General features: G+C 71.5%; 25 protein-coding genes. 13 read left to right on the top strand and 12 right to left on the bottom strand.

The window, feature by feature from the left end; translation table 11 throughout:
- The first annotated feature begins 11 nt into the window (after nucleotides 1–11).
- The 10 genes from alr (at nucleotide 12) to GE300_RS04985 (ending at nucleotide 8,265) form a co-directional block, all read left to right on the top strand.
- On the top strand, nucleotides 12–1,055 hold the full coding sequence (gene alr, locus GE300_RS05030) for an alanine racemase (protein ID WP_325063122.1): 1,044 nt from the start codon (nucleotides 12–14) through the stop codon (nucleotides 1,053–1,055).
- Nucleotides 1,056–1,074: 19 nt separating this feature from the next.
- Nucleotides 1,075–1,869, top strand: coding sequence for an MlaE family ABC transporter permease (locus tag GE300_RS05025; RefSeq protein ID WP_154445446.1), 795 nt, complete (start codon nucleotides 1,075–1,077; stop codon nucleotides 1,867–1,869).
- Nucleotides 1,866–2,621, top strand: a complete 756-nt coding sequence (locus GE300_RS05020) for an ABC transporter ATP-binding protein (RefSeq protein ID WP_154445445.1) — start codon at nucleotides 1,866–1,868, stop codon at nucleotides 2,619–2,621. Before GE300_RS05025 ends, GE300_RS05020 begins: the two co-directional genes overlap by 4 nt.
- A gap of 133 nt (nucleotides 2,622–2,754) precedes the next feature.
- Nucleotides 2,755–3,192, top strand: coding sequence for a paraquat-inducible protein A (locus GE300_RS05015; RefSeq protein WP_325063107.1), 438 nt, complete (start codon nucleotides 2,755–2,757; stop codon nucleotides 3,190–3,192).
- The gene (locus tag GE300_RS05010; protein ID WP_154445443.1) at nucleotides 3,180–3,497 is read left to right on the top strand and encodes a hypothetical protein; all 318 of its coding nucleotides are present in this window, start codon (nucleotides 3,180–3,182) and stop codon (nucleotides 3,495–3,497) included. The genes GE300_RS05015 and GE300_RS05010 overlap by 13 nt, the downstream gene beginning before the upstream one ends.
- 10 nt (nucleotides 3,498–3,507) lie before the next feature.
- Complete coding sequence (gene radA, locus GE300_RS05005; RefSeq protein WP_154445442.1) at nucleotides 3,508–4,878, top strand: DNA repair protein RadA; 1,371 nt, start codon at nucleotides 3,508–3,510, stop codon at nucleotides 4,876–4,878.
- Nucleotides 4,879–4,889: 11 nt separating this feature from the next.
- A complete protein-coding gene (locus GE300_RS05000; protein WP_154445441.1) occupies nucleotides 4,890–5,507 on the top strand; it encodes a CvpA family protein in 618 nt (205 codons plus the stop codon).
- 73 nt (nucleotides 5,508–5,580) lie between these two features.
- Entirely contained in the window at nucleotides 5,581–7,050 is a 1,470-nt protein-coding gene (gene purF, locus GE300_RS04995) for an amidophosphoribosyltransferase (protein ID WP_154445440.1), read from the top strand.
- The gene (locus tag GE300_RS04990) at nucleotides 7,047–7,607 is read left to right on the top strand and encodes a DUF2199 domain-containing protein (protein WP_154445439.1); all 561 of its coding nucleotides are present in this window, start codon (nucleotides 7,047–7,049) and stop codon (nucleotides 7,605–7,607) included. Before purF ends, GE300_RS04990 begins: the two co-directional genes overlap by 4 nt.
- Before the next feature lie 7 nt (nucleotides 7,608–7,614).
- Entirely contained in the window at nucleotides 7,615–8,265 is a 651-nt protein-coding gene (locus GE300_RS04985) for an SDR family NAD(P)-dependent oxidoreductase (RefSeq protein WP_154445438.1), read from the top strand.
- A 110-nt stretch (nucleotides 8,266–8,375) separates the two neighbouring features.
- Here GE300_RS04985 and der read toward each other — a convergent pair whose 3' ends face one another.
- The 3 genes from der to GE300_RS04970 all read right to left on the bottom strand — a co-directional run bounded on the left by der (nucleotide 8,376) and on the right by GE300_RS04970 (nucleotide 11,864).
- Nucleotides 8,376–9,821: a ribosome biogenesis GTPase Der gene (der, locus tag GE300_RS04980; protein ID WP_154445437.1), complete on the bottom strand. Its 1,446-nt coding sequence runs from the start codon at nucleotides 9,819–9,821 to the stop codon at nucleotides 8,376–8,378.
- A 62-nt stretch (nucleotides 9,822–9,883) separates the two neighbouring features.
- Nucleotides 9,884–11,206 carry an outer membrane protein assembly factor BamB family protein gene (locus tag GE300_RS04975; RefSeq protein WP_154445436.1) on the bottom strand — a complete coding sequence of 441 codons (1,323 nt, stop codon included), beginning with the start codon at nucleotides 11,204–11,206 and terminating at the stop codon, nucleotides 9,884–9,886.
- On the bottom strand, nucleotides 11,199–11,864 hold the full coding sequence (locus tag GE300_RS04970) for a tetratricopeptide repeat protein (protein WP_325063106.1): 666 nt from the start codon (nucleotides 11,862–11,864) through the stop codon (nucleotides 11,199–11,201). The genes GE300_RS04975 and GE300_RS04970 overlap by 8 nt, the downstream gene beginning before the upstream one ends.
- A gap of 207 nt (nucleotides 11,865–12,071) precedes the next feature.
- Between GE300_RS04970 and GE300_RS04965 the strand changes: the two genes are divergently transcribed.
- On the top strand, nucleotides 12,072–13,163 hold the full coding sequence (locus GE300_RS04965; RefSeq protein ID WP_154445435.1) for an efflux RND transporter periplasmic adaptor subunit: 1,092 nt from the start codon (nucleotides 12,072–12,074) through the stop codon (nucleotides 13,161–13,163).
- Nucleotides 13,160–16,645, top strand: coding sequence for an efflux RND transporter permease subunit (locus GE300_RS04960; protein ID WP_154445434.1), 3,486 nt, complete (start codon nucleotides 13,160–13,162; stop codon nucleotides 16,643–16,645). Before GE300_RS04965 ends, GE300_RS04960 begins: the two co-directional genes overlap by 4 nt.
- Nucleotides 16,646–16,661: 16 nt before the next feature.
- On the opposite strand, the gene GE300_RS04955 is transcribed toward GE300_RS04960, so the two are convergent.
- Both GE300_RS04955 and GE300_RS04950 read right to left on the bottom strand, forming a co-directional pair.
- The gene (locus tag GE300_RS04955) at nucleotides 16,662–18,548 is read right to left on the bottom strand and encodes an ABCB family ABC transporter ATP-binding protein/permease (protein ID WP_154445433.1); all 1,887 of its coding nucleotides are present in this window, start codon (nucleotides 18,546–18,548) and stop codon (nucleotides 16,662–16,664) included.
- A gap of 37 nt (nucleotides 18,549–18,585) precedes the next feature.
- Nucleotides 18,586–20,490: a LysM peptidoglycan-binding domain-containing protein gene (locus GE300_RS04950; RefSeq protein ID WP_154445432.1), complete on the bottom strand. Its 1,905-nt coding sequence runs from the start codon at nucleotides 20,488–20,490 to the stop codon at nucleotides 18,586–18,588.
- Between the two features lie 152 nt (nucleotides 20,491–20,642).
- On the opposite strand from GE300_RS04950, the gene GE300_RS04945 reads away from it, so the two are divergent.
- On the top strand, nucleotides 20,643–21,200 hold the full coding sequence (locus GE300_RS04945) for an LOG family protein (RefSeq protein WP_154445431.1): 558 nt from the start codon (nucleotides 20,643–20,645) through the stop codon (nucleotides 21,198–21,200).
- Here GE300_RS04945 and rarD read toward each other — a convergent pair.
- From rarD to yajC, 7 genes are all read right to left on the bottom strand, one after another.
- Nucleotides 21,167–22,060, bottom strand: a complete 894-nt coding sequence (gene rarD / locus GE300_RS04940; RefSeq protein WP_325063105.1) for an EamA family transporter RarD — start codon at nucleotides 22,058–22,060, stop codon at nucleotides 21,167–21,169. The two genes, GE300_RS04945 and rarD, sit on opposite strands and share 34 nt — an antisense overlap.
- Nucleotides 22,061–22,115: 55 nt before the next feature.
- Complete coding sequence (locus GE300_RS04935; RefSeq protein WP_154445430.1) at nucleotides 22,116–22,724, bottom strand: superoxide dismutase; 609 nt, start codon at nucleotides 22,722–22,724, stop codon at nucleotides 22,116–22,118.
- Nucleotides 22,725–22,849: 125 nt separating this feature from the next.
- Nucleotides 22,850–23,218 (bottom strand): Mth938-like domain-containing protein, encoded by a 369-nt coding sequence (locus tag GE300_RS04930; protein WP_154445429.1) that lies wholly within the window; start codon nucleotides 23,216–23,218, stop codon nucleotides 22,850–22,852.
- A 12-nt stretch (nucleotides 23,219–23,230) separates the two neighbouring features.
- Nucleotides 23,231–24,010, bottom strand: coding sequence for a sulfite exporter TauE/SafE family protein (locus GE300_RS04925; protein ID WP_154445428.1), 780 nt, complete (start codon nucleotides 24,008–24,010; stop codon nucleotides 23,231–23,233).
- Nucleotides 24,003–24,980: a protein translocase subunit SecF gene (secF, locus tag GE300_RS04920; RefSeq protein WP_154445427.1), complete on the bottom strand. Its 978-nt coding sequence runs from the start codon at nucleotides 24,978–24,980 to the stop codon at nucleotides 24,003–24,005. Before secF ends, GE300_RS04925 begins: the two co-directional genes overlap by 8 nt.
- Before the next feature lie 3 nt (nucleotides 24,981–24,983).
- Nucleotides 24,984–26,648: a protein translocase subunit SecD gene (secD, locus tag GE300_RS04915; RefSeq protein ID WP_154445426.1), complete on the bottom strand. Its 1,665-nt coding sequence runs from the start codon at nucleotides 26,646–26,648 to the stop codon at nucleotides 24,984–24,986.
- 13 nt (nucleotides 26,649–26,661) lie between these two features.
- Nucleotides 26,662–26,997 (bottom strand): preprotein translocase subunit YajC, encoded by a 336-nt coding sequence (yajC, locus tag GE300_RS04910; RefSeq protein WP_154445425.1) that lies wholly within the window; start codon nucleotides 26,995–26,997, stop codon nucleotides 26,662–26,664.
- Nucleotides 26,998–26,999 lie beyond the last annotated feature (2 nt).

The raw sequence follows: 26,999 nt of genomic DNA, 5'->3' as shown, positions 1-26,999 counted from the left end.
GACCGCCCGACGTGCCCGCAGGAACCCTGACCATCGACCTCTCGGCGATCGCCGCGAACTGGACCGCGCTGGACGCGCTTTCCGGCCCCGGCTGCCAGACCGGCGCGGTCGTCAAGGCCGATGCCTACGGGCTCGGCGTGGCACGGGTCGCCCCTGTGCTGGCGGCGGCGGGGGCGCGCAGCTTCTTCGTCGCCCTCGCGCAGGAAGCCGTCGCGCTGCGCGCGGCGCTGGGTCCGGGGCCGGTGATCTGGGTGTTCGGCGGGATCATGCCCGGCGACGCGCAGGCCCTGTCCGCCGCCGACGCCCGGCCACTGCTGAACAGCCCGGCACAGGTGGCGGCGTTCCGCGCCGCCTGCCCCGGCGCCCCCTGCGGGCTGCAACTGGACAGCGGCATGAACCGCCTCGGGCTGGAGCCGGCCGAGCTTGCCGCGCTCGATCTGGCAGGGCTCGACCTGCGGCTGGTGATGAGCCATCTCGCCTGCGCCGACACGCCCGATCACCCGCAGAACGCCGCGCAGCTGGCCGCGTTCCGCGGCATGGCCGGAAGTTTCCGGGACGTGCCGCTGTCGCTGGCCGCCACCGGCGGCACGGTGATGGGCCGCGACTTCCGGTTCGACCTGACCCGGCCCGGCATCGGCCTTTACGGCGGGCTGCCGTTCGCGGCCGCGCGCCCGGTGCTCGCGCTGGACCTGCCGGTGATCCAGGTGCGCGAGGTGCAGCCGGGCGAAAGCGTCGGCTACGGCGCGACCTGGCGGGCGCCCGCGCCGCGGCGGATCGCCACGCTGGCGGCCGGCTACGCCGACGGGCTGCACCGGGCGCTGGGCCGCGGCGTCAGCTACTGGGCGGGCGACGTGCCCTGCCCCGGCGTCGGCCGCGTGTCGATGGATCTGGTGACCGTCGACGTGACGCACCTGGACGCCGATCCCGACAGCCTGCGGCTGCTGGGGCCGCATCAGGGCATCGATGCCGTCGCCGAGGCCGCCGGGACCATCGGCTACGAGGTGCTGACCAGCCTTGGCCCGCGCTTCGATCGCGTCTACAAGGGCGCGGCGTGAACAGGCGGAAGGCTCATCCATGGCGGTGATCGGCATCATCGACGACATCCTGGCCTCGATCGGCCGCTCGGTGATCGAGCTGTGCCGCTCGGTCGGCCGCATCGTGCTGTTCATCCTGCTGACGCTCTCGCACCTGTTCCGCCCGCCGCTCTATGTGCGCGAACTTGGCCTGCAGATGCTGCGGATCGGCTACTTCTCGCTGCCGGTGGTCGGCCTGACCACGCTGTTCACCGGCGGTGCGCTGGCGCTGCAGATCTACGCCGGCGGCGCGCGCTTCAGCGCCGAGTCGGTTGTGCCGTCGATCGTCGCCATCGGCATGGTGCGCGAGCTGGGCCCAGTGCTGGGCGGGCTGATGGTCGCCGGCCGGGTCTCGGCCTCGATCGCCGCCGAGCTTGGCACCATGCGGGTCACCGAGCAGATCGACGCGCTGACCACGCTGTCGACCAACCCGATCAAGTACCTGGTGGTGCCGCGGGTGCTGGCGGCGACGCTGACGCTGCCGGCGCTGGTGCTGGTGGGCGATCTGATCGGCATTCTCGGCGGCTATGCCGTGGGCGTGACGCGGCTGGATTTCTCGGGCGCGAACTACATCAAGGTGACGGTGGACTTCCTCGAGGTGTGGGACGTGCTCTCGGGGCTGGTCAAGGCCGCCGTGTTCGGCTTCATCGTCGCGGTGATGGGCTGCTATCACGGCTACAATTCGGGCCGCGGCGCACAGGGCGTGGGCCAGGCGACGACCAACGCCGTGGTCACCGCCTCGATCCTGATCCTCGCCGCCAACTACGTGCTGACCGAGGTGTTCTTCTCCGCATGACCACTCCCAAGATCTCGCTCCAGGACGTGCACAAGTCGTTCGGCCCGAAACAGGTGCTGCGCGGGGTGACGCTGGACGTCGCCCCGGGCGAGAGCATGGTGATCATCGGCGGCTCGGGCACCGGCAAGTCGGTGACGATCAAGTGCGTGCTGGGGCTGGTGCATCCCGACGCCGGGCGGATCCTGATCGACGGCACGCCGGCGGGCCGCGACCGCGACGCGTTCCTGGCGCGGTTCGGCATGCTGTTCCAGGGCGGCGCGCTGTTCGACAGCCTGACCGTGTGGCAGAACGTCGGCTTCCGGCTGGTGCGCGGCAAGCAGAAGATGCCGCGGGCCGAGGCGCGCGAGGTCGCGATCGAGAAGCTGCGCCGCGTCGGGCTGAACCCCGAGGTCGCCGACCTGTTCCCGGCCGAACTGTCGGGCGGCATGCAGAAACGCGTCGGCCTCGCCCGCGCCATCGCCGCGCAGCCCGAGATCATCTTCTTCGACGAGCCGACCACCGGGCTCGACCCGATCATGTCCGGCGTCATCAACGAGCTGATCCGCGAGATCGTGGTCGAGATCGGCGCCACCGCCGTCACCATCACCCACGACATGAGCTCGGTGCGGGCGATCGCCGACAAGGTGGCGATGCTGCACGACGGCAAGGTGCGCTGGACCGGCCCGGTCGGCGAGATGGAAACCTCGGGCGATCCCTATCTCACCCAGTTCATCACCGGCAGCGCCGAGGGCCCGATCGAGGCCGTGCGCTAGGCCGATGCCGGCCCCGCGCGCACCTTCCGCCGCCCCGGGCGCCGCCGGCGCGGGATCGCAGATCGCGGCGCCGGGCGGGCGGCGGGGGCTCGATGCCCCCGGCGGACGCCGCCCCCGCGGCGCCGGCCGGCAGGTGCTGCGCTGGACGAACCTCGCGCTGCTGGTCCTGTTCCCGGTATCCTGGGTCGCGCCTCTGGCGCGCGCCGGGCTGCTGCCGCTGTTCGGCCTGGACGAGATCTCGGTGCTCACCGGCATCCGTGCGCTCTGGGGCGAGGACCGCGCGCTGGCCGCGCTGGTGGCGCTGCTGGCGGTGGCGGCGCCGGCGGCCAAGACCGCCTGGCTGGCGCTGATCCACTTCGGCGCGCTCGGCCCGCGCGGCCTTCCGGTGCTCGGCGCGCTGTCCAAGCTCGCCATGGCCGACGTGTTCCTGGTCGCGGTCTACATCGTGCTGGCCCGCGGCGTCGGCGTCGGCCGGGTCGAGACCGCCTGGGGCCTGTGGCTGTTCACCGCCTGCGTGCTGGTCTCGATGGCCGTCACCCACCTGACACGGGCGGCGGCATGGACCAGGTGATCCAGCTGCTGATCGGCATCCTGGTGGCGGCGGGGATCTTCGCCGCGACGCTGTTCTCGGCGGTTCAGATCTACCGCGCGGCGGGCCGGCTGCGCCTGGCGCACGCCGCCGCCGCGGCGCTGACGCTGGCGGCGATGGCGTGCCTGTCGCTCGGCTGGTGGGGCGCGGCGCAGGCCGCCGGCGCGCTGCTGTGCCTCGCGGCGCTGGCCGCGCTGGCGCTCGAGCGCGGCTGGAACCGGCTGTTACCCGCGTTCCAGCTGCTGTTCGGCGCGGCGCTGCTTGCCCGCCTGCCGTTCGGCGGATAGACCCGGACGGATGGCAAGACCACCCCGCTTCACCTGCAATGCCTGCGGCGCCGCGCACCAGAAATGGGCCGGGCGCTGCGATGCCTGCGGCGCCTGGAACACCATCGTCGAGGACGCGCCGCTGGACAGCGGGCCGCGACGCACCACCGGCGGCCGGGTGATCGATCTCGGCCCGCTGTCCGCCGAAGAGCGGCCGCTGGAACGCCGGGTCTCGGGCATCGACGAGCTGAACCGGGTGCTGGGCGGCGGGCTGGTGCCGGCCTCGGCGATCCTGGTCGGCGGCGATCCGGGGATCGGCAAGTCGACCCTGCTTCTGCAGGCCGCCGCCGATTTCGCCCGCGGCGGGGCGCAGGTCGTCTACATCACCGGCGAGGAGGCCGCCGCCCAGGTGCGGATGCGCGCGGGGCGCCTCGGGCTGGCCGACGCACCGCTGCAGCTGGCGGCCGAAACCAACCTGCGCGACATCATCGCCACGCTCGACAAGACCCGGCCGACGCTGGCGATCATCGATTCGATCCAGACCATGTGGTCCGACCAGGTCGGCTCGGCCCCCGGCTCGGTGTCCCAGGTCCGCGCCGCGGCGCACGATCTGACCAGCTTCGCCAAGCGCCGCGGGGTCAGCGTGATCCTCGTCGGCCACGTCACCAAGGATGGCCAGATCGCCGGCCCGCGGGTGGTCGAGCACATGGTCGACACCGTGCTCTATTTCGAGGGCGAGCGCGGCCACCAGTTCCGCATCCTGCGCGCGGTCAAGAACCGCTTCGGCCCGGCGGACGAGATCGGCGTGTTCGAGATGACCGGCCGCGGCCTGGCCGAGGTCGCCAACCCGTCCGAGCTGTTCCTGTCCGACCGCGAGACCCGCACCCCCGGTGCGGTGGTGTTCGCCGGGATCGAGGGCACCCGCCCGGTGCTGGTCGAGATCCAGGCCCTGGTCGCCGCCTCGCCGCTGGCCACGCCGCGCCGGTCTGTGGTGGGCTGGGACGGCGCCCGGCTGGCGATGATCCTGGCGGTGCTCGAGGCCCGCTGCGGCATCGCCTTCGCCGGCTTCGACGTCTATCTCAACGTCGCCGGCGGGCTGCGCATCGGCGAGCCCGCCGCCGACCTCGCGGTCGCCGCGGCGCTGGTCTCGGCGCGCGAGGACCACGCCCTGCCGTCCGACGCCGCCGTGTTCGGCGAGATCAGCCTGTCGGGCGGGCTGCGCCCGGTCTCCCAGGCCGATGCCCGCCTGCGCGAGGCGCACAAACTCGGATTTGCCCAGGCCTTCACCCCATCGGGGCTGAAGTTCCTGGAAGCCACACCGCTGAAGATACAGCAATCGGAAAGTCTTAGGGGCTTTATCGAAAGCACGTTTGGTGCCATAGAACCCGAAAACACGCGCTGAGGGGACGAAGGATGGAAGGATTTACGCTGGTCGACGGCGGCGTGCTGCTTGTGCTCGCCGTGTCGGCCCTACTGGCCTATTCCCGCGGCTTCATACGCGAGATCCTGTCGATCGTCGGCTGGGTCGCGGCCGCGATCGCCGCCTTCATCTTCGCCCCGGACGTCGAGCCGCTGATGGCCGAGATCCCGGTGGTCAGCGACGTCATCGGCGAGAACTGCGAGCTGGGCATGATCGCCGCCTTCGGCATCGTCTTCGTCGGCGCGCTGATCGTGGTGTCGATCTTCACGCCGCTGATCTCGGGCGCGGTGCAGAATTCTGCGCTGGGGCCGGTGGACCAGGGGCTGGGCTTTCTGTTCGGGATCGCCCGCGGCGCGCTGCTGGTGATCGTCGCGCTGATCGTCTATGATCAGCTGATCGCCGAGGGCGAGGGCATCGCGATGGTCGAGAACAGCCGCTCGGTCGAGATCCTCGCCCAGGCGCAGACCGACCTGGCCGAACAGTTGCCCGAGGACGCGCCGACCTGGATCGCCGATCGTTACGCCGAACTGACGCGCCCCTGCGGCGGCGAGCCGCTGGACAGCGCCGATACACCGGAAACCCCGGCGGAAAATGACGGCGCCGGCCAATAAGGCCGCAACGCCCTCGTGACAATCCCGTGTCGGGCGCCTATATCGGCGCCCGAACGCGTTTTGCGGAGTGGACATGCCCGACGACGCCCGGCTTCTCAGCCATCCCTTCGACGACGACAAGCTGCGCGAGGAGTGCGGCATCTTCGGCGTGATCGGCGTCGTCGACGCGGCCCAGTTCGTGGCGCTGGGCCTGCACGCCCTCCAGCACCGCGGCCAGGAGGCGGGCGGCATCGTCACCTATGCCCCCGAGGTCGGGTTTGCTTCGGCCCGGCGTTTCGGCTATGTGCGCGACAGTTTCACCAAGGCCAGCGTCATCGAGACGCTGCCCGGCAGCCTCGGCATCGGCCACGTGCGCTATTCCACCGCCGGCTCCAAGGGCCAGACCCAGATCCGCGACGTGCAGCCGCTGTTCGCCGAGTTCGCGATGGGCGGCTGCGCCATCGCCCACAACGGCAACATCACCAACGCGGTGGCGCTGAAGCGCGAACTGATCGAGCGCGGCTCGATCTTCCAGTCCTCCTCGGACACCGAATGCATCATCCACCTGATGGCGCGCTCGATCCAGAGCAACATCCCCGAGCGGATCAAGGACGCGCTGCGCCGGGTCGAGGGGGCGTTCTCGATCGTCGCCATGACCCGGTCCAAGCTGATCGGCGTGCGCGACCCGCTGGGCGTGCGCCCGCTGATGCTGGGCCGGGTCGGCGACGGCTTCGCGCTGGCCTCGGAGACCTGCGCCTTCGACATCATCGGCGCCGAGTTCCTGCGCGAGGTCGAGCCCGGCGAGATGGTCATCATCACCGCCGACGGCGTCGAAAGCTTCTTTCCCTTCGAGCGGCAGCGCCCCCGGTTCTGCGTGTTCGAGCATGTCTACTTCTCCCGCCCCGACAGTGTGATCGGCGGCAAGTCGGTCTACGAGACCCGCCGCCGGATCGGCGTGGAGCTGGCGCGCGAGGCCCCGGTCGAGGCCGACCTGGTCTGTCCGGTGCCCGACAGCGGCACCCCGGCGGCGATCGGCTACAGCCAGGAATCGGGCATTCCCTACGCGATGGGAATCATCCGCAACCAGTACGTCGGACGCACCTTCATCGAACCGGCCGAGCACATCCGTAACATGGGCGTGCGGCTGAAGCTGAACGTCAACCGGGCGCTGATCAGGGGCAAGCGCATCGTGCTGGTCGACGATTCGGTGGTGCGCGGCACCACCAGCCGCAAGATCAAGGAGATGATCCTCGACGCCGGCGCCAGGGAAGTGCATTTCCGCATCGCCAGCCCGCCGACGCAGTGGCCCTGCTTCTACGGCGTCGACACCCCCGAGAAGGACAAGCTGCTCGCCTCGACCATGTCCGAAGAGCAGATGCGCGCCCATCTCGGCGTCGATTCGCTGCGCTTCGTCTCGCTCGACGGGCTGTACCGCGCCGCGGGCGAGGAAAACGGCCGCGACGACGCCAGGCCGCAGTACTGCGACGCCTGCTTCTCGGGCGACTATCCGGTCAGCCCGGCGGACATGATCGAACGGGGCTTCCAGCTGAAACGCAGCGCATGAGCGATCTGGCGCAGGACCCGCGCTGGCGGCGGTTCACCGACGCCGGCTACACCTGCGCCTGCTGCGGCCGCGGCTTCGCCGGCCCGATGGACATCGGCTTCGGCGCCCCTGCGGCCTGGCCCCACGGGCTGCGCGGCGACCGCGCCGAACTCGAGGTGGACGCGGACCGGCTGACCGCCGACGCCTGCATCCTCGGGGACGACCGCTTCGTCCGCACGGTGCTGATCCTGCCGATCCCGGGAACGGACGAAACCTTCGCCTACGGCCCCTGGGCCAGCGTTCACGCCGACAGTTTCGAGGCCGCGCTGGCCGGCCAGGGCTTCGCGGGCTGCTTCGCCTGGCTGGCTAACCGCCTGCCCGGCTGGGACACCGACGCGCCGCTGCCCTGCAACCTGCTGCCCGGCCCGACCGGCGAGCGCCCGCGGCTCGAGGTTCACGCGTCCTCCGGCCACCCGCTCGCCCAGGCGCAGCGCGACGGCATCTCCTTCGACCGGCTGCTGGATCTCTACGGCGCCGCCGGACACGACCTCAGACCTCACCTGACGGATCCCGACTGACGCAGCCATGACAGACCAGACCATCGCCCTCGTCACCGGCGCCACGCGCGGCCTCGGTCACGCCACCGCGCTCGGCCTCGCCCGCCGCGGCGCCCATGTCGTCGCCCTCGCCCGCACCACCGGCGCGCTCGAGGAGCTGGCCGACGCGATCGACGAAACCCCCGGCAGCAGCACGCTGGTGCCGCTCGATGTGACCGACGACGACGGTCTGGCCCGCATGTGCCGCGCGATCCACGACCGCTGGGGGCGGCTCGACCTGCTGGTGCACTGCGCCGCGCACGCAGCGCCCCTCAGCATGGCCGATCACGTCACCGCGAAGGATCTCGACCGCTGCATGGCGGTGAACGCGCGCGCCACGCAGCGGCTGATCTTCATGTGTGCGCCGCTGCTGCGCGCCGCGCCGGCGGGGCACGCGGTGTTCGCCATCGACGACCGTGCCGGAGAGCCGTTCTTCGGCGCCTACGGCGCCAGCAAGGCCGCCGCCGGCGCGATCGCGGAAAGCTGGCGCCGGGAATGCGAAAGGATCGGCCCCAAAGTCACGCTGTTCCGCCCGGCGCCGATGCCCACCGGCCTGCGCGCCCGGTTCTTCCCGGGCGAGGACCGCGGCGTTCTCGCCGCCCCCGCCGACGAGGCCGAACGCCTGCTCTCTCTGCTCTGAGCCGCGCCGCGGATCGAGGGCCGCGCCGGCCGCGCGCGCCACGGGCCCCGCCGGCGGCGCAAGCCGGCGGCGGGGGGAAAAGACCCCGGCGCGCCAGCGCCTCCGCTGGCTCACCGCTTCCGGTGTTTGTCCAGCTTGGTCTTCTTGCGCGGCTTCTTGCCCTCGTAGGGATTGGCGCCGCCGCGCAGGTGCAGCCGGATCGGCGTGCCGGGCAGGTCGAAATCGCGCCGCAGCCCGTTGACCAGGAACCGCCTGTAGGCTTCCGGCACCGCCTCGGGGATCGAGGCGAAGACGACGAACCCAGGCGGCCGGGTCTTGGCCTGGGTCATGTAGCGCAGCTTGATCCGCCGCCCGCCCGGCGCCGGCGGCGGATGCGCCGCGACCTCGCCCGCCAGCCAGGTGTTCAGCCTCGCGGTCGGGATTCGCGCGTTCCACACCCCGTAAGCCGACAGGATCGCCTCGCGCAGCTTGTCCATGCCCTGCCCGGTCAGCCCCGAGACCAGCACCAGCGGCGCGCCCGACAGCTGCGGCAGCAGCCGCCCGAACGCCTCGCGCAACTCGCGCGCCCGGTTCGACTTGTCGGTCTCCAGGTCCCACTTGTTGACCGCGACCACCACCGCGCGGCCCTCGCGCTCGGCCAGGTCGGCGATGCGCAGGTCCTGCTGGTCGAACGGCGAGGTCACGTCCACCACCAGCACCACCACCTCGGCGAACTTCACCGCGCGCAGGCCGTCGGCCACCGACAGCTTCTCCAGCTTCTCCTGCACCCGCGCCTTCTTGCGCATGCCGGCGGTGTCGAACACCCGCATCGGCTGCCCGCCCCAGTCGATCTCGACCGAAATCGAGTCGCGGGTGATCCCGGCCTCGGGACCGGTCAGAAGCCGGTCCTCGCCCAGGATACGGTTGATCAGCGTCGACTTGCCGGCGTTCGGGCGGCCGACCACGGCGATCTGCACCGGCTTGCCGGGTCGCGGGCCGGGCCGGGCCTCGTCCTGCGCGTCCTCGTCCAGGGTGACGTCGGTCTCGGCCTCGACCTGCACCGCCTGCGCCGCTTCCTCGGCGGCGTCGACCAGCGGCGCCAGCCGGGTGTAAAGCTCCTGCATCCCCTCGCCGTGCTCGGCGGACACCGCCACCGGCTCGCCCAGGCCCAGACCGAAGGCGTCCCAGGTCCCGCCCGAGCCGGCCTGCCCCTCGGCCTTGTTGGCGACCAGGATCACCTCGGCGCCGGCGCGACGCAGCAGGTCGGCCAGCGCCTGGTCCAGCGCGGTGATCCCGGCGCGGGCGTCGACCAGGAACAGGCAGACGTCGGCGAGGCCCACGGCGCGCTCGGTCAGCCGCCGCATCCGGCCCTGCAGGCTGTCGTCGGTGGCGTCCTCCAGCCCGGCGGTGTCGATCACGGTGAAGCGCAGGTCGGCCAGCCGCGCGGCGCCCTCGCGCAGGTCGCGGGTCACGCCCGGCTGGTCGTCGACCAGCGCCAGGCGCTTGCCGACCAGCCGGTTGAACAGCGTGGACTTGCCGACGTTCGGCCGGCCCACGATCGCGACAGTGAACCCCATTGCGGGTCTCCCTCGATGCCAGAAGCCGGGGGCTTACACCCGAACCGGCGCAAGGGAAAGCCTCAGCCCAGCGCCACCAGCCGACCGTCCCCGGTGACGACGTAGAGCACGCCGCCCGCGATCGCCGGATGCGCCGCCGCCGGCCCCGGCAGCGCCACCTGCCCCAGCGGCCGGCCGCTGGTCGGATCGAAGCTGCGCAGCACGCCGTCGCCCGAGGCGACGATCAGCCGGCCGCCGGCCAGCAGCGGGCCGAAGTGCGGCACCGCGCGCTTGCGCCGCGCCGGGTCGATCCATTCGGGCATCGGCTGGCGCCACAGCACCCGGCCGTCGCTGGCGGCGACGCGGATCACCTCGGCGGCGTCGGTGACCAGGAACACCGAGTCGCCCACCGGCAGCGCCGGCCCGTACGAGCCGTCCTGCTGCGTCCAGATGCGCTCGCCGTTGCGCCGGTCCAGCGCCACCAGGCGGCCGGCCTGGTTGGCGGCGTAGACCACGTCGAAGTCGATCACCGGATCGCCCGAGATGTCCTTGATCAGCGAGCGCACCTCGTCGCGGCGCCCGCCGGTGATCGACGCCGACCACACGGTCAGCCCGTTGCGCACCAGCGCCGCGCGCACCTCGCCGGTGACGAACGGGAAGATCACCACCGGGCCGCGCACCGCCGGGCTGGCGCCGCCGTACAGCCCCGCGCCCTCGCCCAGACCCTGCAGCCGCCAGTCGATCGCGCCGGTCTGCAGGTCGATGCCATAGGCCAGGTCGCCGCGGGCGACGACCATCGCCCGGCCATCGGCCAGCGTCGGCGCAGCCCGCACCGGGCCCTCGACCGCCGTGCGCCACTGCACCGCGCCGCCGGCCGGGTCCAGCCGCAGCACCTCGCCATAGCCGGTGGTGACGACCAGCGCGCCGTCGCCGGCGGCCAGCCCGCCGCCGAAGCCCTCGGTCGGGCGCTCGCGCGGCGGGGCCAGCGCGCTGCGCCACAGCACCCGCCCCGAGGTCGAGACCGCGGTCACCACCGAGGCCACGTCCATGGTGTAGACCACCCCGTTGGCGACCACGGGCGCCGCCGACAGCCGCTGGCGCTTGGCCGAGCCCTCGCCGATGTCGGCGGTCCACAGCACCCGCGGCGCACCCGACAGGGCGACGGCGGGCGACAGATGGGTCGGATCGCCGTTCAGATGCGTCCAGTCGGCGTTCGCCCGGCTGGCCGGCAGGCGCAGCGGCGGCGGCGCGCCCTGGATATCGACAGCGGCCTCGGGCGGGCGGATGCCCTCGCGCTCGCCGGGCAGGATGAATTCCTTCTCGGTGCAGGCGGCCAGCGCCAGCAGTGCGGCCAGGGCGGCGGCGGGCAGCAGGCGCGGGCGGCGGCGGTGCATCAGGTCATCCATCCTCGCGCACCTCGTCACCGCCCAGCACCACCACCAGGCGCTGCGCCCGGTCGCGCACGTCGGCCCCGGCGCGCGGATCCTCGCCGATGGCGCGGAAATCGGCCACGGCGCCGGGCACGTCGCCCTGCTCCAGGCGGATCAGGGCCTGCTGTTCCAGCGCCAGCGCCCGCAGCGCGTGGCCCTCGGCGGTCAGCTGCTGCAGGATGTCCAGCCGCTCCTCGGCGTCGACGATGCCGTGGCCGGCGCCGACCAGCTTCAGCCGCGCCACGTCGCGCAGCGCCGGCGACACGTCGGCGCGGCCGGCGACCTCGCGCAGCGCCGCGACCGCGGCCTCGCGGTCGTCGGCCTGGGTGGCGATCGCGGCCCGGTGCAGCGCCAGCAGCGCGGCGCCATCGCCGCTGCCGGCCATGTCGATACCGTCCAGCGCGGCCGCCTGCGCGGCGGGATCCTCCGCCTCCAGCGCGGCCCACAGCGCGGCGCCGCGGGCCTCGGCCTCGGCCCGGGCCTGCGCCTTGCGCCACTCCCATGCCGACGCGCCGCCGACGATCAGAATCACCGCCGCCGCGATCCAGATCGCGTTGCGGCGCAAAAATCCGATCATCCGGTCGCGGCGTACCTCTTCGGTCACCTCGTCGAGAAAGGAATCATAATCCGACACGAAAGTACCTCCTACGGCTGGGGCGGGACCTTAAACAGGGGCAAAGAACATTGCCAAGCCGAAACCCCTCGTGACAAATTTCACGCGGGGAGATTGCAGCGTAAGTAACAACCGCTTACATAGCGCGGAAAGTGTCGGCAATGCGTTCGGCCGCGCGTCCAAAGAGCGACCCGAAGATTTCCGGGGACGCAGAAACGGATAAGACCCATGCGATTCTCCTCGATCCTGACCGCGCTGCTCGTCGCCGTTGCGCTTTATTTCGTCATCATGGAACGCGACGCGCTGAAGGCGCTGGCGAACGGCGCCCCCGGCGGCGACGCCGCGGCCACGCCGGCGCAGGCGACCGCCGAGGATGCGCCGGTCACGGTGGTGGCGCTGCGCTCCGAGGCGCGCACCGTGCAGCGCATGCTCAGCCTGAGCGGCGCGACCGAGGCCGCGCGCAAGGTCGAGGTGCGCTCCGAGACCACCGGCCTGATCGTCTCCGAGCCGATCCGCAAGGGCAGCCGAATCGAGACCGGCCAGGTGCTGTGCCAGCTCGACCCCGGCACCCGCGAGGCCTCGCTGGCCGAGGCCCGCGCCCGCCTGCGCGAGGCCGAGGTCAACTTCAACGCCGCCACCCGGCTGGCCGAGCGCGGCTTCTCGTCCGAGACCGACGCGGTGTCCAAGCAGGCGGCGCTGGAAAGCGCGCAGGCCATGGTCGACCAGGCCGAGAAGGAGATCGAGCGGCTGACCATCACCGCCCCGTTCGACGGGCTGCTCGAGACCGACACCGCCGAGCTGGGCAGCCTGCTGCAGCCCGGCAGCGCCTGCGCCACGCTGATCTCGCTCGACCCGATCCGGCTGGTCGCGTTCGTGCCCGAGCAGGACATCGAGCGGCTGTCGCCGGGCAGCGAGGCCGGCGCCCGGCTGATCTCCGGCCAGGAGCTGCGCGGCGAGGTCAGCTTCATCTCGCGCTCGGCCGATCCGCTGACCCGGACCTTCCGCATCGAGGTCGAGGTGCCGAACCCGGACCGCGCGATCCGCGACGGGGTCAGCGCCGAGATCCTGATCGCGCTCGACGGCGAGAAGGGCCACCTGCTACCGCAGTCGGCGCTGACCCTGGACGACGACGGCCGGCTGGGCGTGCGCGTCAATCGCGACGGCACCGCGCGCTTCGTGCCGGTGACGCTTATCCGCGACGAGCGCGAGGGCGTCTGGGTCCAGGGCCTGCCCGACACCGCCGAGGTCATCGTCACCGGCCAGGACTTCATCCGCGACGGCAGCCCGATCCGCGTCACCTACCGCGAGGAGGCGCTATGACCGGCATGATCGACTGGGCATCGTCGCGGGCCAGGATGATCCTGGCCTTCGTGCTGCTGTCCATCGCCGCGGGCGTCTCCGCCTACATCGGCCTGCCGAAAGAGGGCGAGCCGGACATCGAGGTGCCGGCGCTGTTCGTGTCGGTGCCGTTCCCCGGCATTTCCGCCGAGGACAGCGAGAAGCTGCTGGTCAAGCCGCTGGAAACCAAGCTGCAGGACCTCGACGGGCTCAAGTCGATGACCTCGACGGCGGCCGAGGGCTATGCCGGCGTCGCGCTGGAGTTCGAGTTCGGCTGGAACAAGACCGAGACCCTTGCCGACGTGCGCGACAAGGTGAACCAGGCGCAGGCCAGTTTCCCGCAGGGCGCCGAGCAGTACACGATCAACGAGATCAACTTCTCGGAATTCCCGATCCTGGTGATCTCGCTGTCGGGGGATCTGCCGGACCGCACGCTGCTGCGCGTGGCCAAGGACCTGCAGGACCGCGTCGAGGCGCTGGGCCCGGTGCTGGAGGCCGGCATCGCCGGCGAACGCGACGAGATGCTGGAAGTGCTGATCGACCCGCTGAAGCTGGAGGCCTACAACGTCACCGCCGGCGATCTGATCAACGTCGTCGTCAACAACAACCAGCTGATCGCCGCGGGCGAGGTCGAGGGCGACAGCGGCGCGTTCTCGGTCAAGATCCCCGCCGCGTTCGACACGCCGCAGGACGTCTATCGCCTGCCGGTCAAGGTGAACGGCGATCGCACCATCACGCTGGGCGATCTGGCCGACATCCGCCTGACCTTCGAGGACCGCACCGGGACCGCGCGCTACAACGGCCGCACCTCGGTCGCGCTGCAGGTGGTCAAGCGCAAGGGCTTCAACGTCATCGACACCGCCGAGCTGGTCCGTCAGACGGTGGCCGACGAGGTCTCCGAATGGCCGGCGGAACTGCAGTCGGCGATCCGGGTGGACTTCTCGATGGACACCTCGCGCGACGTCGCCTCGATGGTGACGCAGCTCGAGGCGTCGGTGCTGACCGCGATCGCGCTGGTGATGATCGTCGTGCTCAGCGCGCTGGGAATCCGCTCGGCGCTGCTGGTGGGGTTCGCGATCCCGACCTCGTTCATGCTGTGCTTCGCGTTGCTGGCGGTGTTCGGCATGGCGATCTCGAACATCGTGATGTTCGGCCTGATCCTGGCGGTGGGAATGCTGGTCGACGGCGCGATCGTGGTGGTCGAATACGCCGACAAGCGCATCCAGCAGGGCACCGGCCCGATGACCGCCTACCGCGAGGCCGCCAAGCGGATGTTCTGGCCGATCGTCTCGTCCACGGCGACGACGCTGTGCGCGTTCCTGCCGATGCTGTTCTGGCCGGGCGTCGCCGGCGAGTTCATGGGCAACCTGCCGGTGACGCTGATCTTCGTGCTGTCGGCCTCGCTGATCGTGGCGCTGATCTACCTGCCGGTGGTCGGCGGCGTCGCCGGGCGCTTCAGCCGCGCGATCACCCGCGGCTCGGCGGCGCTGCGCCAGCGCCTGCCGTGGATGCTGCGCGCGGCGCTGACGCTGCCGTTCGTCGCCGGGCTGTGGTTCGGCTTCCTGTTCCTGTTCTCGGCCGGCGGCGCCCTGCCCGGGCTGCTGCTGTTCGTGGTCAGCTGGGTGATGCTGTCGCTGTTCGGCGGCTCGCTGCTGCGCCCGGCGCCCGATCCGGTGCCGCAGGGCACCTACCGGCGCACGCCGTTCGGCCGCTTCATCCAGCTGATCGCCGGCAACCCGGTGATGCCGTTCGTCTCGGTCGCCGCCGTCGCCTTCTTCGTGTTCGGCGTGTTCGGCTACTTCGGCGAGAACAACAAGGGCGTCGAATTCTTCGTCGAGACCGAGCCCGAGCGCGCCATCGCCTATGTCCGCGCCCGCGGCAACCTCAGCCTCGAGGAAAAGGACGCACTGGTCGCAGAGGTCGAGGACATCATCGCCGGCACCGACGGGGTAGAGTCGATCTTCGCCTTCTCCGGCGCCGGCGGGCTGGCGCAGGCGCCCGGCAGCACCACGCCGCTGGACGCCGTCGGCCAGGTGCAGATCGAGCTGGACGACTGGCAGGCGCGCTACGCCCTCGGCCCCGAGGGCAAGGGCAAGGCGATCCTGGCGCGGATCAACGAGCGCCTGGCCGAGGTGCCGGGCATCGAGGCCGAGATCTCCGAGGCCGCGGGCGGCCCGGCGCAGGGCAAGCCCGTGCACCTGCGCCTGAAGGGCGACGACTGGCAGCAGCTGCTGGCCGCGACCGAGGTGGCCCGCGCGAAGTTCGACGCCACCGACACGCTGGTCGACGTCGAGGATACCCGCCCGCTGCCCGGTATCGACTGGCAGATCGACGTCGACGTCGAGCAGGCCGGCCGCTACGGCGCCGACGTGGCGGCGGTGGGCGCGATGGTGCAGCTGGTGACCCGCGGGCTGACCCTGGACACCATGCGCGTCGACAGCTCGGACGAAGAGATCGACATCCGCGTGCGCCTGCCCGAGGAGGACCGGGTGCTGTCCACGCTCGATACGCTGCGGGTGCGCACCAACCAGGGCCTGGTGCCGCTGGCGAACTTCGTCACCCGGCAGCCGGTGGCCAAGCTGGGCCAGATCGACCGCGTCGACGGCCAGCGCTACTTCGATGTCAAGGCGGACGTGCAGGAGGGCGGCAACGCCACCGCCGAGATCCAGAAACTGACCGAGTGGCTGGACGCGGGCGACCCGCTGCCGGCCGGGGTCAGCTACGAATGGACCGGCGACCAGGAGGACCAGGCCGAAAGCCAGGCGTTCCTGATGAGCGCGTTCATGGGCGCGCTGGGGCTGATGTTCGTGATCCTGCTGGCGCAGTTCAACTCGATCTACAACGCCCTGCTGGTGCTGCTGGCGGTGGTGCTGTCGGTCACCGGCTCGCTGATCGGCATGCTGGTGATGGGTCAGCCGTTCTCGATCATCATGACCGGCACCGGCATCGTCGCGCTGGCCGGGATCGTGGTGAACAACAACATCGTGCTGATCGACACCTACCAGGAATACAGCCGCTACATGCCGCGGATCGAGGCGATCGTGCGCACCGCCGAGGCGCGCATCCGCCCGGTGCTGCTGACCACGATCACCACCATCGCCGGGCTGACGCCGATGGTCGTCGGCCTGTCGGTGGACTTCATCGGCGGCGGCTACTCGCTGAACGCGCCGACCGCGCTGTGGTGGAAGCAGCTGGCGACCGCGGTGGTGTTCGGCCTCGGCGTGGCAACGGTGCTGACGCTGGTGGTGACGCCGGCGATGCTGGCGGTGCGGGTCTGGGCCGGCAAGGGCGCCTACGGTGCCTGGGTCCGCGCGCTGGCCCTGCTCCGCAGCCGCGACAGCCGCCTGCGCCGCGACCTGGCGCTGGGCCGCCGCGCCCGCCAGGCACCCGCCGAAAGAATCATCTGGGATGACCGCCCGGCGCCGCTGCGCCTGACCACGCCGGTGGCGCGGGCGGCGGAATAGCGGCCCGCCATCCGGTTCAGGCGATCCGCGCCGCGGCCCCCGCGTCGTCCCCGGCCGTGTCCGCGCCGTCCTCGGCCTGCTCGCTCTGCTGGCGGGCCCACATGCCGGCATAGCGCCCGCCGGCGGCCAGCAGCGCGTCGTGGGTGCCGCGCTCGACCACCTCGCCGGCCTCCAGCACGACGATCTGGTCGGCGTGCACCACCGTCGACAGGCGGTGCGCGATGGTGATCACGCTGCGGCCCTGCCCCATCGCCCGCAGCGCGTCCAGGATCCCCTGCTCGGTCTCGCTGTCCAGCGCCGAGGTGGCCTCGTCCAGCAGCAGGATCGGCGGGTTCTTCAGCAGCGTCCGGGCGATGCCCACGCGCTGCTTCTCGCCGCCCGACAGCTTCAGCCCGCGCTCGCCGACCTGGGTGTCGTAGCCCTGCGGCAGCGACTGGATGAAGTCGTGGATCTGCGCCGAGCGGGCGACCGCCTCGACCTGCTCGCGGGTGGCGTCGGGGCGGCCGTAGGCGATGTTGTAGCCGATCGAGTCGTTGAACAGCACCGTGTCCTGCGGCACCACGCCGATCTGCGCCCGCAGGCTTTCCTGGGTGACGTCGCGCACATCCTGGCCGTCGATGCTCAGCCGCCCGGCGGCGACGTCGTAGAACCGGAACAGCAGCCGGCCGATGGTGGACTTGCCCGACCCCGAGGGGCCGACAACGGCGACGGTCTGCCCGGCCTCGACCGCGAAGCTGATGCCCTTCAGGATCGGCCGGTCCGGGTCATAGGCGAACTTCACCTCGTCGAAGGCGATGCGCCCGCCGTTCACCTGCAGCGGCGTCGCGCCGGGCTTGTCGGCGACCTCGGGCGGCACCTCCAGCAGGTCGAACATCTCGCCCATGTCGACCAGCGCCTGGCGGATCTCGCGGTAGACCGTGCCGAGAAAGTTCAGCGGCAAGGTGATCTGCACCATGTAGGCGTTGATCATGGTGAACTGGCCGACGGTGAAGGTGCCGTCCTGCACCGCCAGCGCGCCCATCACCATCACCCCGACCAGGCCGACGGTGATGATGAACGACTGTCCGAAGTTCAGCCCCGCCAGCGACAGCGAGGTGGTGACCGCCGCCCGCTCGTAGCCCTGCATCGCGCTGTCGTAGCGCTCGGCCTCGCGCCGCTCGGCGCCGAAATACTTCACCGTCTCGAAGTTCAGCAGGCTGTCGATGGCCCGCTGGTTGGCGGTGGTGTCCTCCTCGTTCATCTTCCGGCGCACCTTCACCCGCCACTCGGTGACGCGGAAGGTGAAGGCGACATAGGCGACGATGGTCGCGGCCACCACCGCCAGGTAGCCGCCGCCGAACGCCAGCGCGAAGATCACGCAGACCATCGCCAGCTCCAGCGCCAGCGGACCGATCGAGAACAGCAGGAAGCGCAGCAGGAACTCGACGCCCTTGACCCCGCGCTCGATGATCCGGCTCAGCCCGCCGGTCTTGCGCGTCAGGTGATAGCGCAGGCTGAGCGCGTGGATGTGGCGGAACGTCTCCAGCGCCAGCCGGCGCAGCGCGCGCTGTCCGACGCGGGCGAAGATCGCGTCGCGCAACTGGTTGAAGCCGACGCCCGCCACCCGCACCGCGCCATAGGCCACCACCAGCCCGACCGCCGAGCCGATCAGCAGATAGGCCGGGCTTTCGGCGCCGGCCTTGGGCGCCAGCGCGTCCACCGCCCAGCCGAAGAAGGCCGGCACGGCGACGGTGGCGACCTTGGCCAGCACCAGTGCCGCCATCGCCAGCACCACCCGCACCTTTACCCAGGTCTGCCCCTCGGGCCAGAGATAGGGCAGCACCCGGCGGATCGTGCGCAGCGCCGAGCGGCGCTCGACGGTGTCCGGGTCGGTTGGCAGGGGGCGAGTGGATGTTCGGCGCATTGGCTGCAGATAAGGTCCCGTTTTCGCCGCGCCAAGCTCAGCGGGCGAATTCGCTCTCGTCCGGCAGCGCGAAGATCTGCCCCGGATAGATCAGGTCGGGATCGCGGATCGCGTCGCGGTTGGCGGCGAAGATCTGCGTGTAGAGGATGCCCTGACCGTAGCGTGCCCGCGCCAGCAGCCACAGGTTGTTGCCCGGCTGCACCGTGACCTGGCCGGGGTTCGCGCGTTGCTGGGCGCTGGGATAGACGCGCTGGAACGGGCTTTCGGCGCGGCTCGCCACGCCGCCGTCGGCCGTCAGCGCATCCACCCGCAGCACATAGCGGCCGGCGTCGATCCCCTCGACGCGCGCGTCCCAGACGCCGGCGTCCGAGGACCGCGCGGTGCCGACCGCGGCGCCGTCCAGGTAGATCCGGATCGGCTGCGCGCCGGGGGCGCGGCCCGACAGGCGCACCTCGCCGGCCTCGTCATAGCTGATCGCGTCCAGGGTCACGCCGTCGACCTTGCCCAGCGCCGAGGGCTGCACGACGCGCACCGCCTCCTCGCCGGCGCGCACCACCGTGGGCGGCGCCGGATCGGCGTCCGGCGCGGCGGACGGCAGCACCAGCACGTCCTCGGTGCCCTCGGCGGCCGCCTGCCCGGTCCGCGCGATCAGCGACAGCACCTGGCCCTCGTCGCTGTCCGGGGTCTGCACGAAGGCCACGAACTCGCCGCGGGCCGAGGCCTCGACCGTGGCCAGTGTCAGATCGCCCGCCATCACCTGCACCACGGCGCCCGGCTGCGCCCGGCCGGCGACCACGCCGCCACCGCCGGCGTCGATGCGGATCAGATCGAAGCTCGGGGCCGGCGGCGCCGCGCTGACCTTCTCGGGCGGAAGGCTGGGTCGGGCGGGATCGGTCTCGGGGCGCGGGTCCAGGCTCGCGCTCAGCGTCACCTCGTCGCCCGCAGACGGCTCGGGACCGGCCGCGCCCTGCGGCGCGGTGGCGCTGGCGGATGGCGCCGGCGCGACCACGGTCGCATCTTCGGCCCTGTCCGCCGCGACCACGGGCGCATCTTCCGGCATGTCCGCCGCGTCGCCGGCGGCACCGGGCTGCGCCGCGACCGGCGCGGCGGCGGCAGGATCGTCCGCGGGCACCGCCGCCACCGCAGAGGCGGGCCGGCTGTCCTGCGCCGCCGGCACGGCTACGGCCGCCGTCGCCGCCGGCGCGGCGCCCGTCTCTGCCGCCGGCACGGCACCCGTCTCTGCCGCCGGCACGGCACCCGACTCTGCCGCCGGCGCGGCGCCCGTCTCTGCCGCCGGCGCGGCGCCGGAAGGCATCGCGGCCGCTTCCGCCGTCGCCGCCTCGTCCTGCGCCGGCACCGCCGGCACCGGCGCGGCGGCGACGTTCCGGGCGGGCGCGGCGGCGGGCGGACTGGCGGTCGCCGCCGACGCCGGGTCCGGGGGGGTCGGTTCCGGAACCGGCTTCTGGATCGGCTCCGGCGCCGCCGGTACTGCGGCCACCGGCGATGCGGCGGGCGCTTCCGACGCCGCCACAATCCTCGCGGCCGGCGCTTCGGCGGCGTCCGGCGCAGGCGGCTGGTTCGCGCGCGGCTGGTTCGCGGGCGGCGCGATGCTGGCGGTTTCGCTCTCGATCATGGCCGGATCGGCCGCGGCCGGGCTCGCCGGCGCGGCCGGCGATGCGGCGGGCGCATCCGCGGTGCGTGCGCCGTCGACGTCCGCAGCTGCCGGGTCCGCCGCGGTTCCGGCGGGTGCGGCGTCCACCACCGGCGCGGCCAGCGCCTCCACCGGCGGCGCCATCGGATCGTGCGCCACCGGCGCCTCTGCGGTCTGCGGCGCCTCCGGTCCGGCGTCCGGCTGCAGCAGCCACGCCGCCCCGCCGAAGGCCGCCAGCAACAGCAGCGGAACCGCGGCGCGGGCCCATCGGTCCGGCCGCCCGGTCGCCATTGCAGTCTCGCCTTGTTGCGACATCGCGCCCTCGTCTTCCGCCGGGTCCGCGACCGATTGCAACGGCCCCCGCGAAATCGGTCGCTTTTCACCCGGTTGGACGCCAAAATGCGGCAATTGCAGGAAACTTACAAGTCAGGAGCCCGCGCCGCATGTCCCAGCAGCCGCGTCTGTCGGTCTGCGTCTACTGCGGCTCGCGCGACGGCAGCGATCCGGCCTTCGCCGCGGCCGCCGAGGCGGTGGGCGCGCTGCTGGCCGAGAACGGCTTCCGGCTGGTCTACGGCGCCGGCGACGTCGGGCTGATGGGGCGCGTCGCGCGCACCGCGCAGGCCGGCGGCGCCGAGACTCTGGGGGTGATCCCGGCGCACCTGATGGCGCGCGAGGCCGGCAAGGCCGACCTGACCACGCTGATCGTCACCGAGACCATGCACGAGCGCAAGAAGGTGATGTTCATGAACGCCGATGCGGTGGTCGCGCTGCCCGGCGGCGCGGGCACGCTGGACGAGCTGTTCGAGGTGCTGACCTGGCGCCAGCTGGGCCTGCACGAGAAGCCGCTGTTCCTGCTCAACACCGCCGGCTACTGGGGACCGCTGATCACCATGATCGCGCACCTGGTGGACCGCGGCTTCGCCGACCGCTCGTTCCTCGAGTTCCTGCGCGTGGTCGACAGCCCCGATCAGCTGCGCGCGGCGCTGCGCAGCCTCTCCTGACGCCACAGGTCCAGGCAGTACAGCGCCACCCCGGCCCAGATCAGCGGAAAGGCGACCGCGTGCGCGCGGCCGAACGGCTCGGCGAAATACAGCATCGCCACGGTGAACTGCAACGTCGGGTTCAGGTACTGCACCAGCCCCAGCGTGGCATAGCGCAGCCGCCGCGAGGCGTAGGAGAACAGCACCAGCGGCACGCCGGTGAACCCCGCCGAGAGCATCAGGTAGCCGACCGCGCCGGCGCTGTCGCGGAAGGCGCCGCCGCCGTTCACGTGCAGCCAGAGCAGCCAGCCCAGCGCCAGCGGCGCCAGCAGCAGCGTCTCGGCCCCGACCGACAGCACCGGACCGGCGGCCATGCCCTTCTTGATCAGCCCGTAGATGCCGAAGGTGCCGGCCAGGAACAGCGAGATCCACGGCGGCTGGCCCAGCCAGACCGTCAGCACCGCGACCGCGCTCAGCGCCAGCGCGATCGCCAGCATCTGCAGGCGGCTGAACCGCTCGCCGAAGGCGATGTAGCCCAGCACGACGGCGACCAGCGGGAAGATGTAGTAGCCCAGGCTGGCCTCGGTGGCGTGGCCGTTCTGCACCGCCCAGACATAGCCCAGCCAGTTGCTCGAGATCGCCAGCGACGCCAGCGCGATGCGCCGCGGCGCGCCGCCGCGGCCGACCAGCGCCAGCAGCGGCCGCAGCCGGCCCTGGATCGCGAACAGGATCAGGAAGAAGAGCAGGCTCCAGACCACGCGGTGCGCCAGCACCTCGACCGCGGGCACCTGCCGGATCCGGCCGAAGTAGAGCCCGGACAGACCCCAGATCGTGCAGGCCGAGACGATGGCGGCGACGCCGCGCAGGTTCTCCCCCCGCACGGAAACGGCCCCCGGGGCGGGTGCCTCGGGGGCCGTTGCGACCGGTCTGGCGTCGTCAGGCGGCGGCAAGGCGCGCGGCGACGTTTTCCCAGTTCACCAGGTTGTCGAGGAAGTTGGTCAGATAGGCCGGGCGCTTGTTGCGGAAGTCGATGTAGTAGGAATGCTCCCACACGTCGCAGCCCAGCAGCGCGGTCTGGCCGAAGCACAGCGGGTTCACGCCGTTCTCGGTCTTGGTGACCTTCAGGCTGCCGTCGGTATCGACCACCAGCCAGGCCCAGCCCGAGCCGAACTGGCCGGCGCCCGCGGCCGAGAACTCTTCCTTGAACTTGTCGACCGAGCCGAAGGCGTCCTTCAGGCGGCTTTCCAGCTCTGACGGCAGGGCCTTCCTGCCCGGCGCCATCATCTCCCAGAACTGGGTGTGGTTCCAGTGCTGCGAGGCGTTGTTGAAGATGCCGGACTGGGCCACGGCGCCGGCCTGGTAGGTGCCCTTCACGACCTCCTCGACCGACTTGCCCTCCCACTCGGTGCCCGAGATCAGCTTGTTGCCGTTGTCGACATAGGCCTTGTGGTGAATGTCGTGGTGAAACTCCAGCGTCTCCTTCGACATGCCCGCGTCGGCGAGGGCGTCATGGGCATAGGGAAGGTCGGGAAGTTCGAAAGCCATGATGAATTCCTCTCTGTCTTTCAGGGGCCAGGCGGCCGGAGACTCCGGACGGGCCCTGCCGTTCATATAGCCAACCGCCGCACCCGCGCCAAGTTCCGCCGGGCATCGGAAAGAAAAGGATTTTCTCAGCCGCCGGTGCGGGTCACCGGCATCGCCGCCAGCGCCACGCGCCGGCCCTCAGACAGCAGCACGTTGTAGGTGCGGCAGGCCGGGCCGGTGCCCATCACCTCGACGCCGATTCCCGCCTCCTCGAGCGCGGAGCGGGTGACCGGCGCCAGCGGCGCGATCTCGTCGCCCATGCCGACCAGCAGCACGTCGATCTGCTCGGCCCGGTCCAGGAACGCCTTCACCTCGGGCAGGCCGGGCCAGTCCACCGGGCCGTCCGGCAGCAGCGCCAGCGGCCCCTCGCGCAGCCCGCCGGCGACGCGGAACACGCCGGGACCGTAGCCGTCGACGGGCGTGCGCCCGCCGAATCCCGTCTCGTTGACCTGCATGCGCGCCTCCCTTCAGTCGAACACCGGCAGCCCGGTCGCGATCGCCAGCGCGATCACCGCGCAGGCGGCGGCGCGATAGACGCGCTCGCGCCCGGGCCTGAACAGCATCTGGCCGGCCTGTGCCCCGCACATGTAGGCCGGCATCAGGACCAGGCCAAGCCAGATCGGCTGCGCGCCCCCCAGACCGGCAAGCAGGATGTTGGCGATCAGCGCGATGTCCATCAGCGCCAGGAACAGGATCGTGTTGGCCCGCACCGTGGCCGCGCGACGATCCGCGGAGCCGAGGTAGAACAGGATCGTGACCGGCCCGGTCAGCCCGGTGGCGCCGCCGACCAGGCCCGACATCGCGCCGACCGCCGCTTGCCCGGCGCGGCCGATGCGGCCGCGATAGCGCCGCCCGGACAGCAGCAGCGCCAGCGTCACGGCGGCGACCGCGGCAATCGTCCAGCGCACCGTCGCATCGTCCAGCAGCACCAGCAGCGCCACCCCAAGCGGCATCGCCGCGACCGCGCCCAGCGTCAGCACCGCGACGTCGCCGCGCTCGGCCTGCGGCCAGGCCTTGGGGATCAGCACGATGGCGCTGCCCAGCCCCAGCACCACCAGCGACAGGATCGCGGCGGCCGGCGGCAGGAAGATGCCCGCAATCGGCAAATAGATCAGCGCCGTGCCGAAGCCGGTGAAGCCGCGCACCACGCCGGCGACGAAGATCGTCAGTGCCAGCCACCAGAGCCCCGGCTGGTCCAGCGCCGAAACCAGCGCCGAGACCAGCGCCGGGGCCAGCGGCTCAGGCATCCACGTCGGCGAAGCTCGTCCCGGACTTGGGCTCTTCCTTGTCCCAGTCGCGCTTGACGTCCAGCCGCAGCAGGATCGCCGAGGCGACGAAGACCGACGAATAGGTGCCGACGATCACGCCCCAGATCATCGCGAAGGTGAAGCCGCGGATCACCTCGCCGCCCAGCACATACAACGCCCCAAGCGCCAGCAGCGTGGTGACCGAGGTCATCATCGTGCGCGACAGCGTCTCGTTGATGGACATGTTCAGCACGTCCCTCAGCGGCGTCTGCTTGTAGCGCCGCAGGTTCTCGCGCACCCGGTCGAACACCACCACGGTGTCGTTCAGCGAATAGCCGACGATGGTCAGGATCGCGGCGATGATCGCCAGGTTGAACTCCAGCTGCACCAGGCTGAAGACGCCGATGGTCAGGATCACGTCGTGCACCAGCGCCGCGACCGCACCGACCGAGAACTGCCACTCGAACCGCAGCCAGATGTAGAACAGCACCGCCGCCACCGCCAGCACGATCGCCAGCACGCCCTTCTGCACCAGCTCGCCCGAGACCTTGGCGCCGACGCTGTCGGTCTGCAGGAAGCGGATGCCGGGGAAGGTCTCGGACAGCGCCGCCTTGACCTGCACGATCACGTCGGCCTGGATCGCCGGGTCGTCGTCGGTCTGCTCGATCCGGATCGCCACCTGGTTCGGCACCGAGCCGGTGATCTCGGCCGCCGGGTCGTAGATCCTGCTGACGGTGAAATCGCCCAGATCCAGCGCGCCCAGCGTCCGGCGGTAGTCGCCGACGTCCGGTTCGGTCTCGGTCGCGGCGGTGATCATCGTGCCGCCGCGGAAGTCGATGCCGAAGTTCAGCCCCTGCACCGCGAACAGCACCAGCGAGACCACGATCAGCAGCCCCGACAGGCCCAGCGTCAGCCGCGAGTGCCGGAAGAAGTCGAAGTTCGTCTGTTCGGGAACGAGTTTCAGACGCATGGCTCAGACCTCGATCGTCTTGGGCCGGCGCGCGTCGAACCACATCGACACGAACAGGCGGGTGACCATCAGCGCGGTGAACAGGCTGGTCATGATGCCCAGCCCCAGGGTGATCGAGAAGCCGCGCACCGGGCCGGAGCCGATGGCGAACAGGATCACCGCCGCGATGAAGGTTGTGATGTTGGCGTCCACGATCGCCGAGAACGCCTTCTCGTAGCCAAGCTGGATCGCCCGCGCCGGTCCGCGGGAATTCTTCAGCTCCTCGCGGATCCGCTCGAAGATCAGCACGTTGGCGTCGACCGCCATGCCGATGGTCAGCACGATGCCGGCGATGCCCGGAAGCGTCAGCGTCGCGCCGATGATCGCCAGCAGCGCGAAGATCAGCGCCACGTTCAGGATCAGCGCAAGATTGGCGAACAGCCCGAACAGGCCGTAGCTGAGCGCCATGTAGACCATCACCGCGACGAACGCGACCAGGCTGGCGATGCGGCCGGCGTCGATGCTGTCCTGCCCCAGCTCGGGGCCGATGGTGCGCTGTTCCAGCACCTGGATCTCGGCCGGCAGCGCGCCGGCGCGCAGCAGGATCGCCAGCCGGGTGGATTCCTCCAGGCTGAAGTTGCCGGTGATGATGCCGCTGCCGCCGGGAATGTGGCTCTGGATCACCGGCGCCGAGATCACCTGCTCGTCCAGCACGATGGCGAACGGCTGGCCGATGTTCTCGGCGGTGAAATTGCCGAAGGCGCGCCCGCCCGCCGGGTTGAACCGGAAAGTGACCGCCGGCCGGCCGTTCTGGTCGAAGCCGGGCTGCGCGTCGACCAGCTGCTCGCCCGAGACCACCGGCCGGCGCTCGAGGATGTAATAGACGCCCTCCTGGTCCATCGCCGGGAACAGCAGGTTGCCCCCGGTGGTCTGCGCGTCGGCCTCGCCGGTGACCTGCTCGACCGCGTGGAAGGTCAGCTTGGCGGTCTGGCCGATGATCGCCAGCAGCTCCTCGGCCGAGCCCAGCCCGGGCACCTGCACCAGGATCCGGTCCTCGCCCTGGCGCTGGATCGTCGGCTCGCGGGTGCCGGTCTCGTCGACCCGGCGGCGGATGATCTCCAGGCTCTGCTCCATGGTGCGGTTGTCGGTGGCGGTCTTCTCGGCCTCGGACAGGGTGACGACCAGCTCGTCGCCGTCCGCCCGCACCTCGTAGTCCCGCGCCCCGGCGCCGGTCAGCGTCGCCACCGGCTGCGTCAGCCCGTACACCGCGTCGACCGCCGCGTTCATCGCCGCCTGTTCGCCGATGCGCACCCGCAGCTCGCCCGGCGTGGTCTCGACCCGGCGGATCGTGCCGACCTGGCCGCGCAGGTCGCGCAGGGCGTCGCGCACCTCCGGCCACAGCGCCTCCAGCCGCTCGGCATAGACGTCCTCGACCTGCACCTCGACCAGAACGTGCGCGCCGCCGCGCAGGTCCAGGCCCAGGTTGACCAGCGTCGCCGGCAGGAAACCGGGCCACCCCTCGAGCGCGGCGGTCATCTCCGAGGTCGGCGCGGCGCCCGCCTCCAGCGCGGCGCGGGCGTCGTTGGCCTGCTCCACCCGGCCGTAGAAACCGTTGGGCAGGGTGAAGACGATGCCGGCCAGGCAGATCAGAAGGACGAGAACCTTCTTCCACGTCGGGTACTGGAGCATGGGCGCACGAACCTCAGTTGTTCGCCGCTTCGGCGGGCTCGGTCTTGCTGATGACCTGGGCGACGGTGTTCTTGACCACGCGCACGCGCACATCGGCCGCCAGCTCGACCTCGATCTCGTTGTCGTCCTTGACCTTGGTCACCTTGCCGATCAGCCCGCCCTGGGTCACCACCTGGTCGCCGCGGCGCAGCGCCGCGACCATCTGCTGGTGCTGCTTCATCTTCTTCTGCTGCGGCCGGATCATCAGGAAGTACATGATCGCGAAGATCAGGATGATCGGGACGAAGCCGGCAAGGCCGCCGATGGCGCCGCCACCGGCAGCCTGGGCATAGGCAGGAGTTGCAAACATGG

It is taken from the genome of Halovulum marinum, from assembly GCF_009697225.1.
GTDB lineage: Bacteria > Pseudomonadota > Alphaproteobacteria > Rhodobacterales > Rhodobacteraceae > Halovulum > Halovulum marinum.
The sequence above is the reverse complement of the archived record's forward strand: the minus strand, read 5'-3'. Positions and strand labels throughout refer to the sequence as shown.

Bases quoted from the DNA above. Each gene is read 5' to 3' on its own strand.
- GE300_RS04965 (WP_154445435.1), top strand. From the start codon at position 12,072: ATGCGATTCTCCTCGATCCTGACCGCGCTGCTCGTCGCCGTTGCGCTT.
- GE300_RS04955 (WP_154445433.1), bottom strand. From the start codon at position 18,548: ATGCGCCGAACATCCACTCGCCCCCTGCCAACCGACCCGGACACCGTC.
- radA (WP_154445442.1), top strand. From the start codon at position 3,508: ATGGCAAGACCACCCCGCTTCACCTGCAATGCCTGCGGCGCCGCGCAC.
- secF (WP_154445427.1), bottom strand. From the start codon at position 24,980: ATGCGTCTGAAACTCGTTCCCGAACAGACGAACTTCGACTTCTTCCGG.
- GE300_RS05025 (WP_154445446.1), top strand. From the start codon at position 1,075: ATGGCGGTGATCGGCATCATCGACGACATCCTGGCCTCGATCGGCCGC.
- GE300_RS04985 (WP_154445438.1), top strand. From the start codon at position 7,615: ATGACAGACCAGACCATCGCCCTCGTCACCGGCGCCACGCGCGGCCTC.
- GE300_RS05020 (WP_154445445.1), top strand. From the start codon at position 1,866: ATGACCACTCCCAAGATCTCGCTCCAGGACGTGCACAAGTCGTTCGGC.
- GE300_RS04960 (WP_154445434.1), top strand. From the start codon at position 13,160: ATGACCGGCATGATCGACTGGGCATCGTCGCGGGCCAGGATGATCCTG.
- GE300_RS04950 (WP_154445432.1), bottom strand. From the start codon at position 20,490: ATGGCGACCGGGCGGCCGGACCGATGGGCCCGCGCCGCGGTTCCGCTG.
- GE300_RS05010 (WP_154445443.1), top strand. From the start codon at position 3,180: ATGGACCAGGTGATCCAGCTGCTGATCGGCATCCTGGTGGCGGCGGGG.
- GE300_RS04975 (WP_154445436.1), bottom strand. From the start codon at position 11,206: ATGGATGACCTGATGCACCGCCGCCGCCCGCGCCTGCTGCCCGCCGCC.
- GE300_RS04925 (WP_154445428.1), bottom strand. From the start codon at position 24,010: ATGCCTGAGCCGCTGGCCCCGGCGCTGGTCTCGGCGCTGGTTTCGGCG.
- purF (WP_154445440.1), top strand. From the start codon at position 5,581: ATGCCCGACGACGCCCGGCTTCTCAGCCATCCCTTCGACGACGACAAG.
- yajC (WP_154445425.1), bottom strand. From the start codon at position 26,997: ATGTTTGCAACTCCTGCCTATGCCCAGGCTGCCGGTGGCGGCGCCATC.
- GE300_RS05000 (WP_154445441.1), top strand. From the start codon at position 4,890: ATGGAAGGATTTACGCTGGTCGACGGCGGCGTGCTGCTTGTGCTCGCC.
- GE300_RS04930 (WP_154445429.1), bottom strand. From the start codon at position 23,218: ATGCAGGTCAACGAGACGGGATTCGGCGGGCGCACGCCCGTCGACGGC.
- secD (WP_154445426.1), bottom strand. From the start codon at position 26,648: ATGCTCCAGTACCCGACGTGGAAGAAGGTTCTCGTCCTTCTGATCTGC.
- GE300_RS04935 (WP_154445430.1), bottom strand. From the start codon at position 22,724: ATGGCTTTCGAACTTCCCGACCTTCCCTATGCCCATGACGCCCTCGCC.
- GE300_RS04990 (WP_154445439.1), top strand. From the start codon at position 7,047: ATGAGCGATCTGGCGCAGGACCCGCGCTGGCGGCGGTTCACCGACGCC.
- der (WP_154445437.1), bottom strand. From the start codon at position 9,821: ATGGGGTTCACTGTCGCGATCGTGGGCCGGCCGAACGTCGGCAAGTCC.
- GE300_RS04945 (WP_154445431.1), top strand. From the start codon at position 20,643: ATGTCCCAGCAGCCGCGTCTGTCGGTCTGCGTCTACTGCGGCTCGCGC.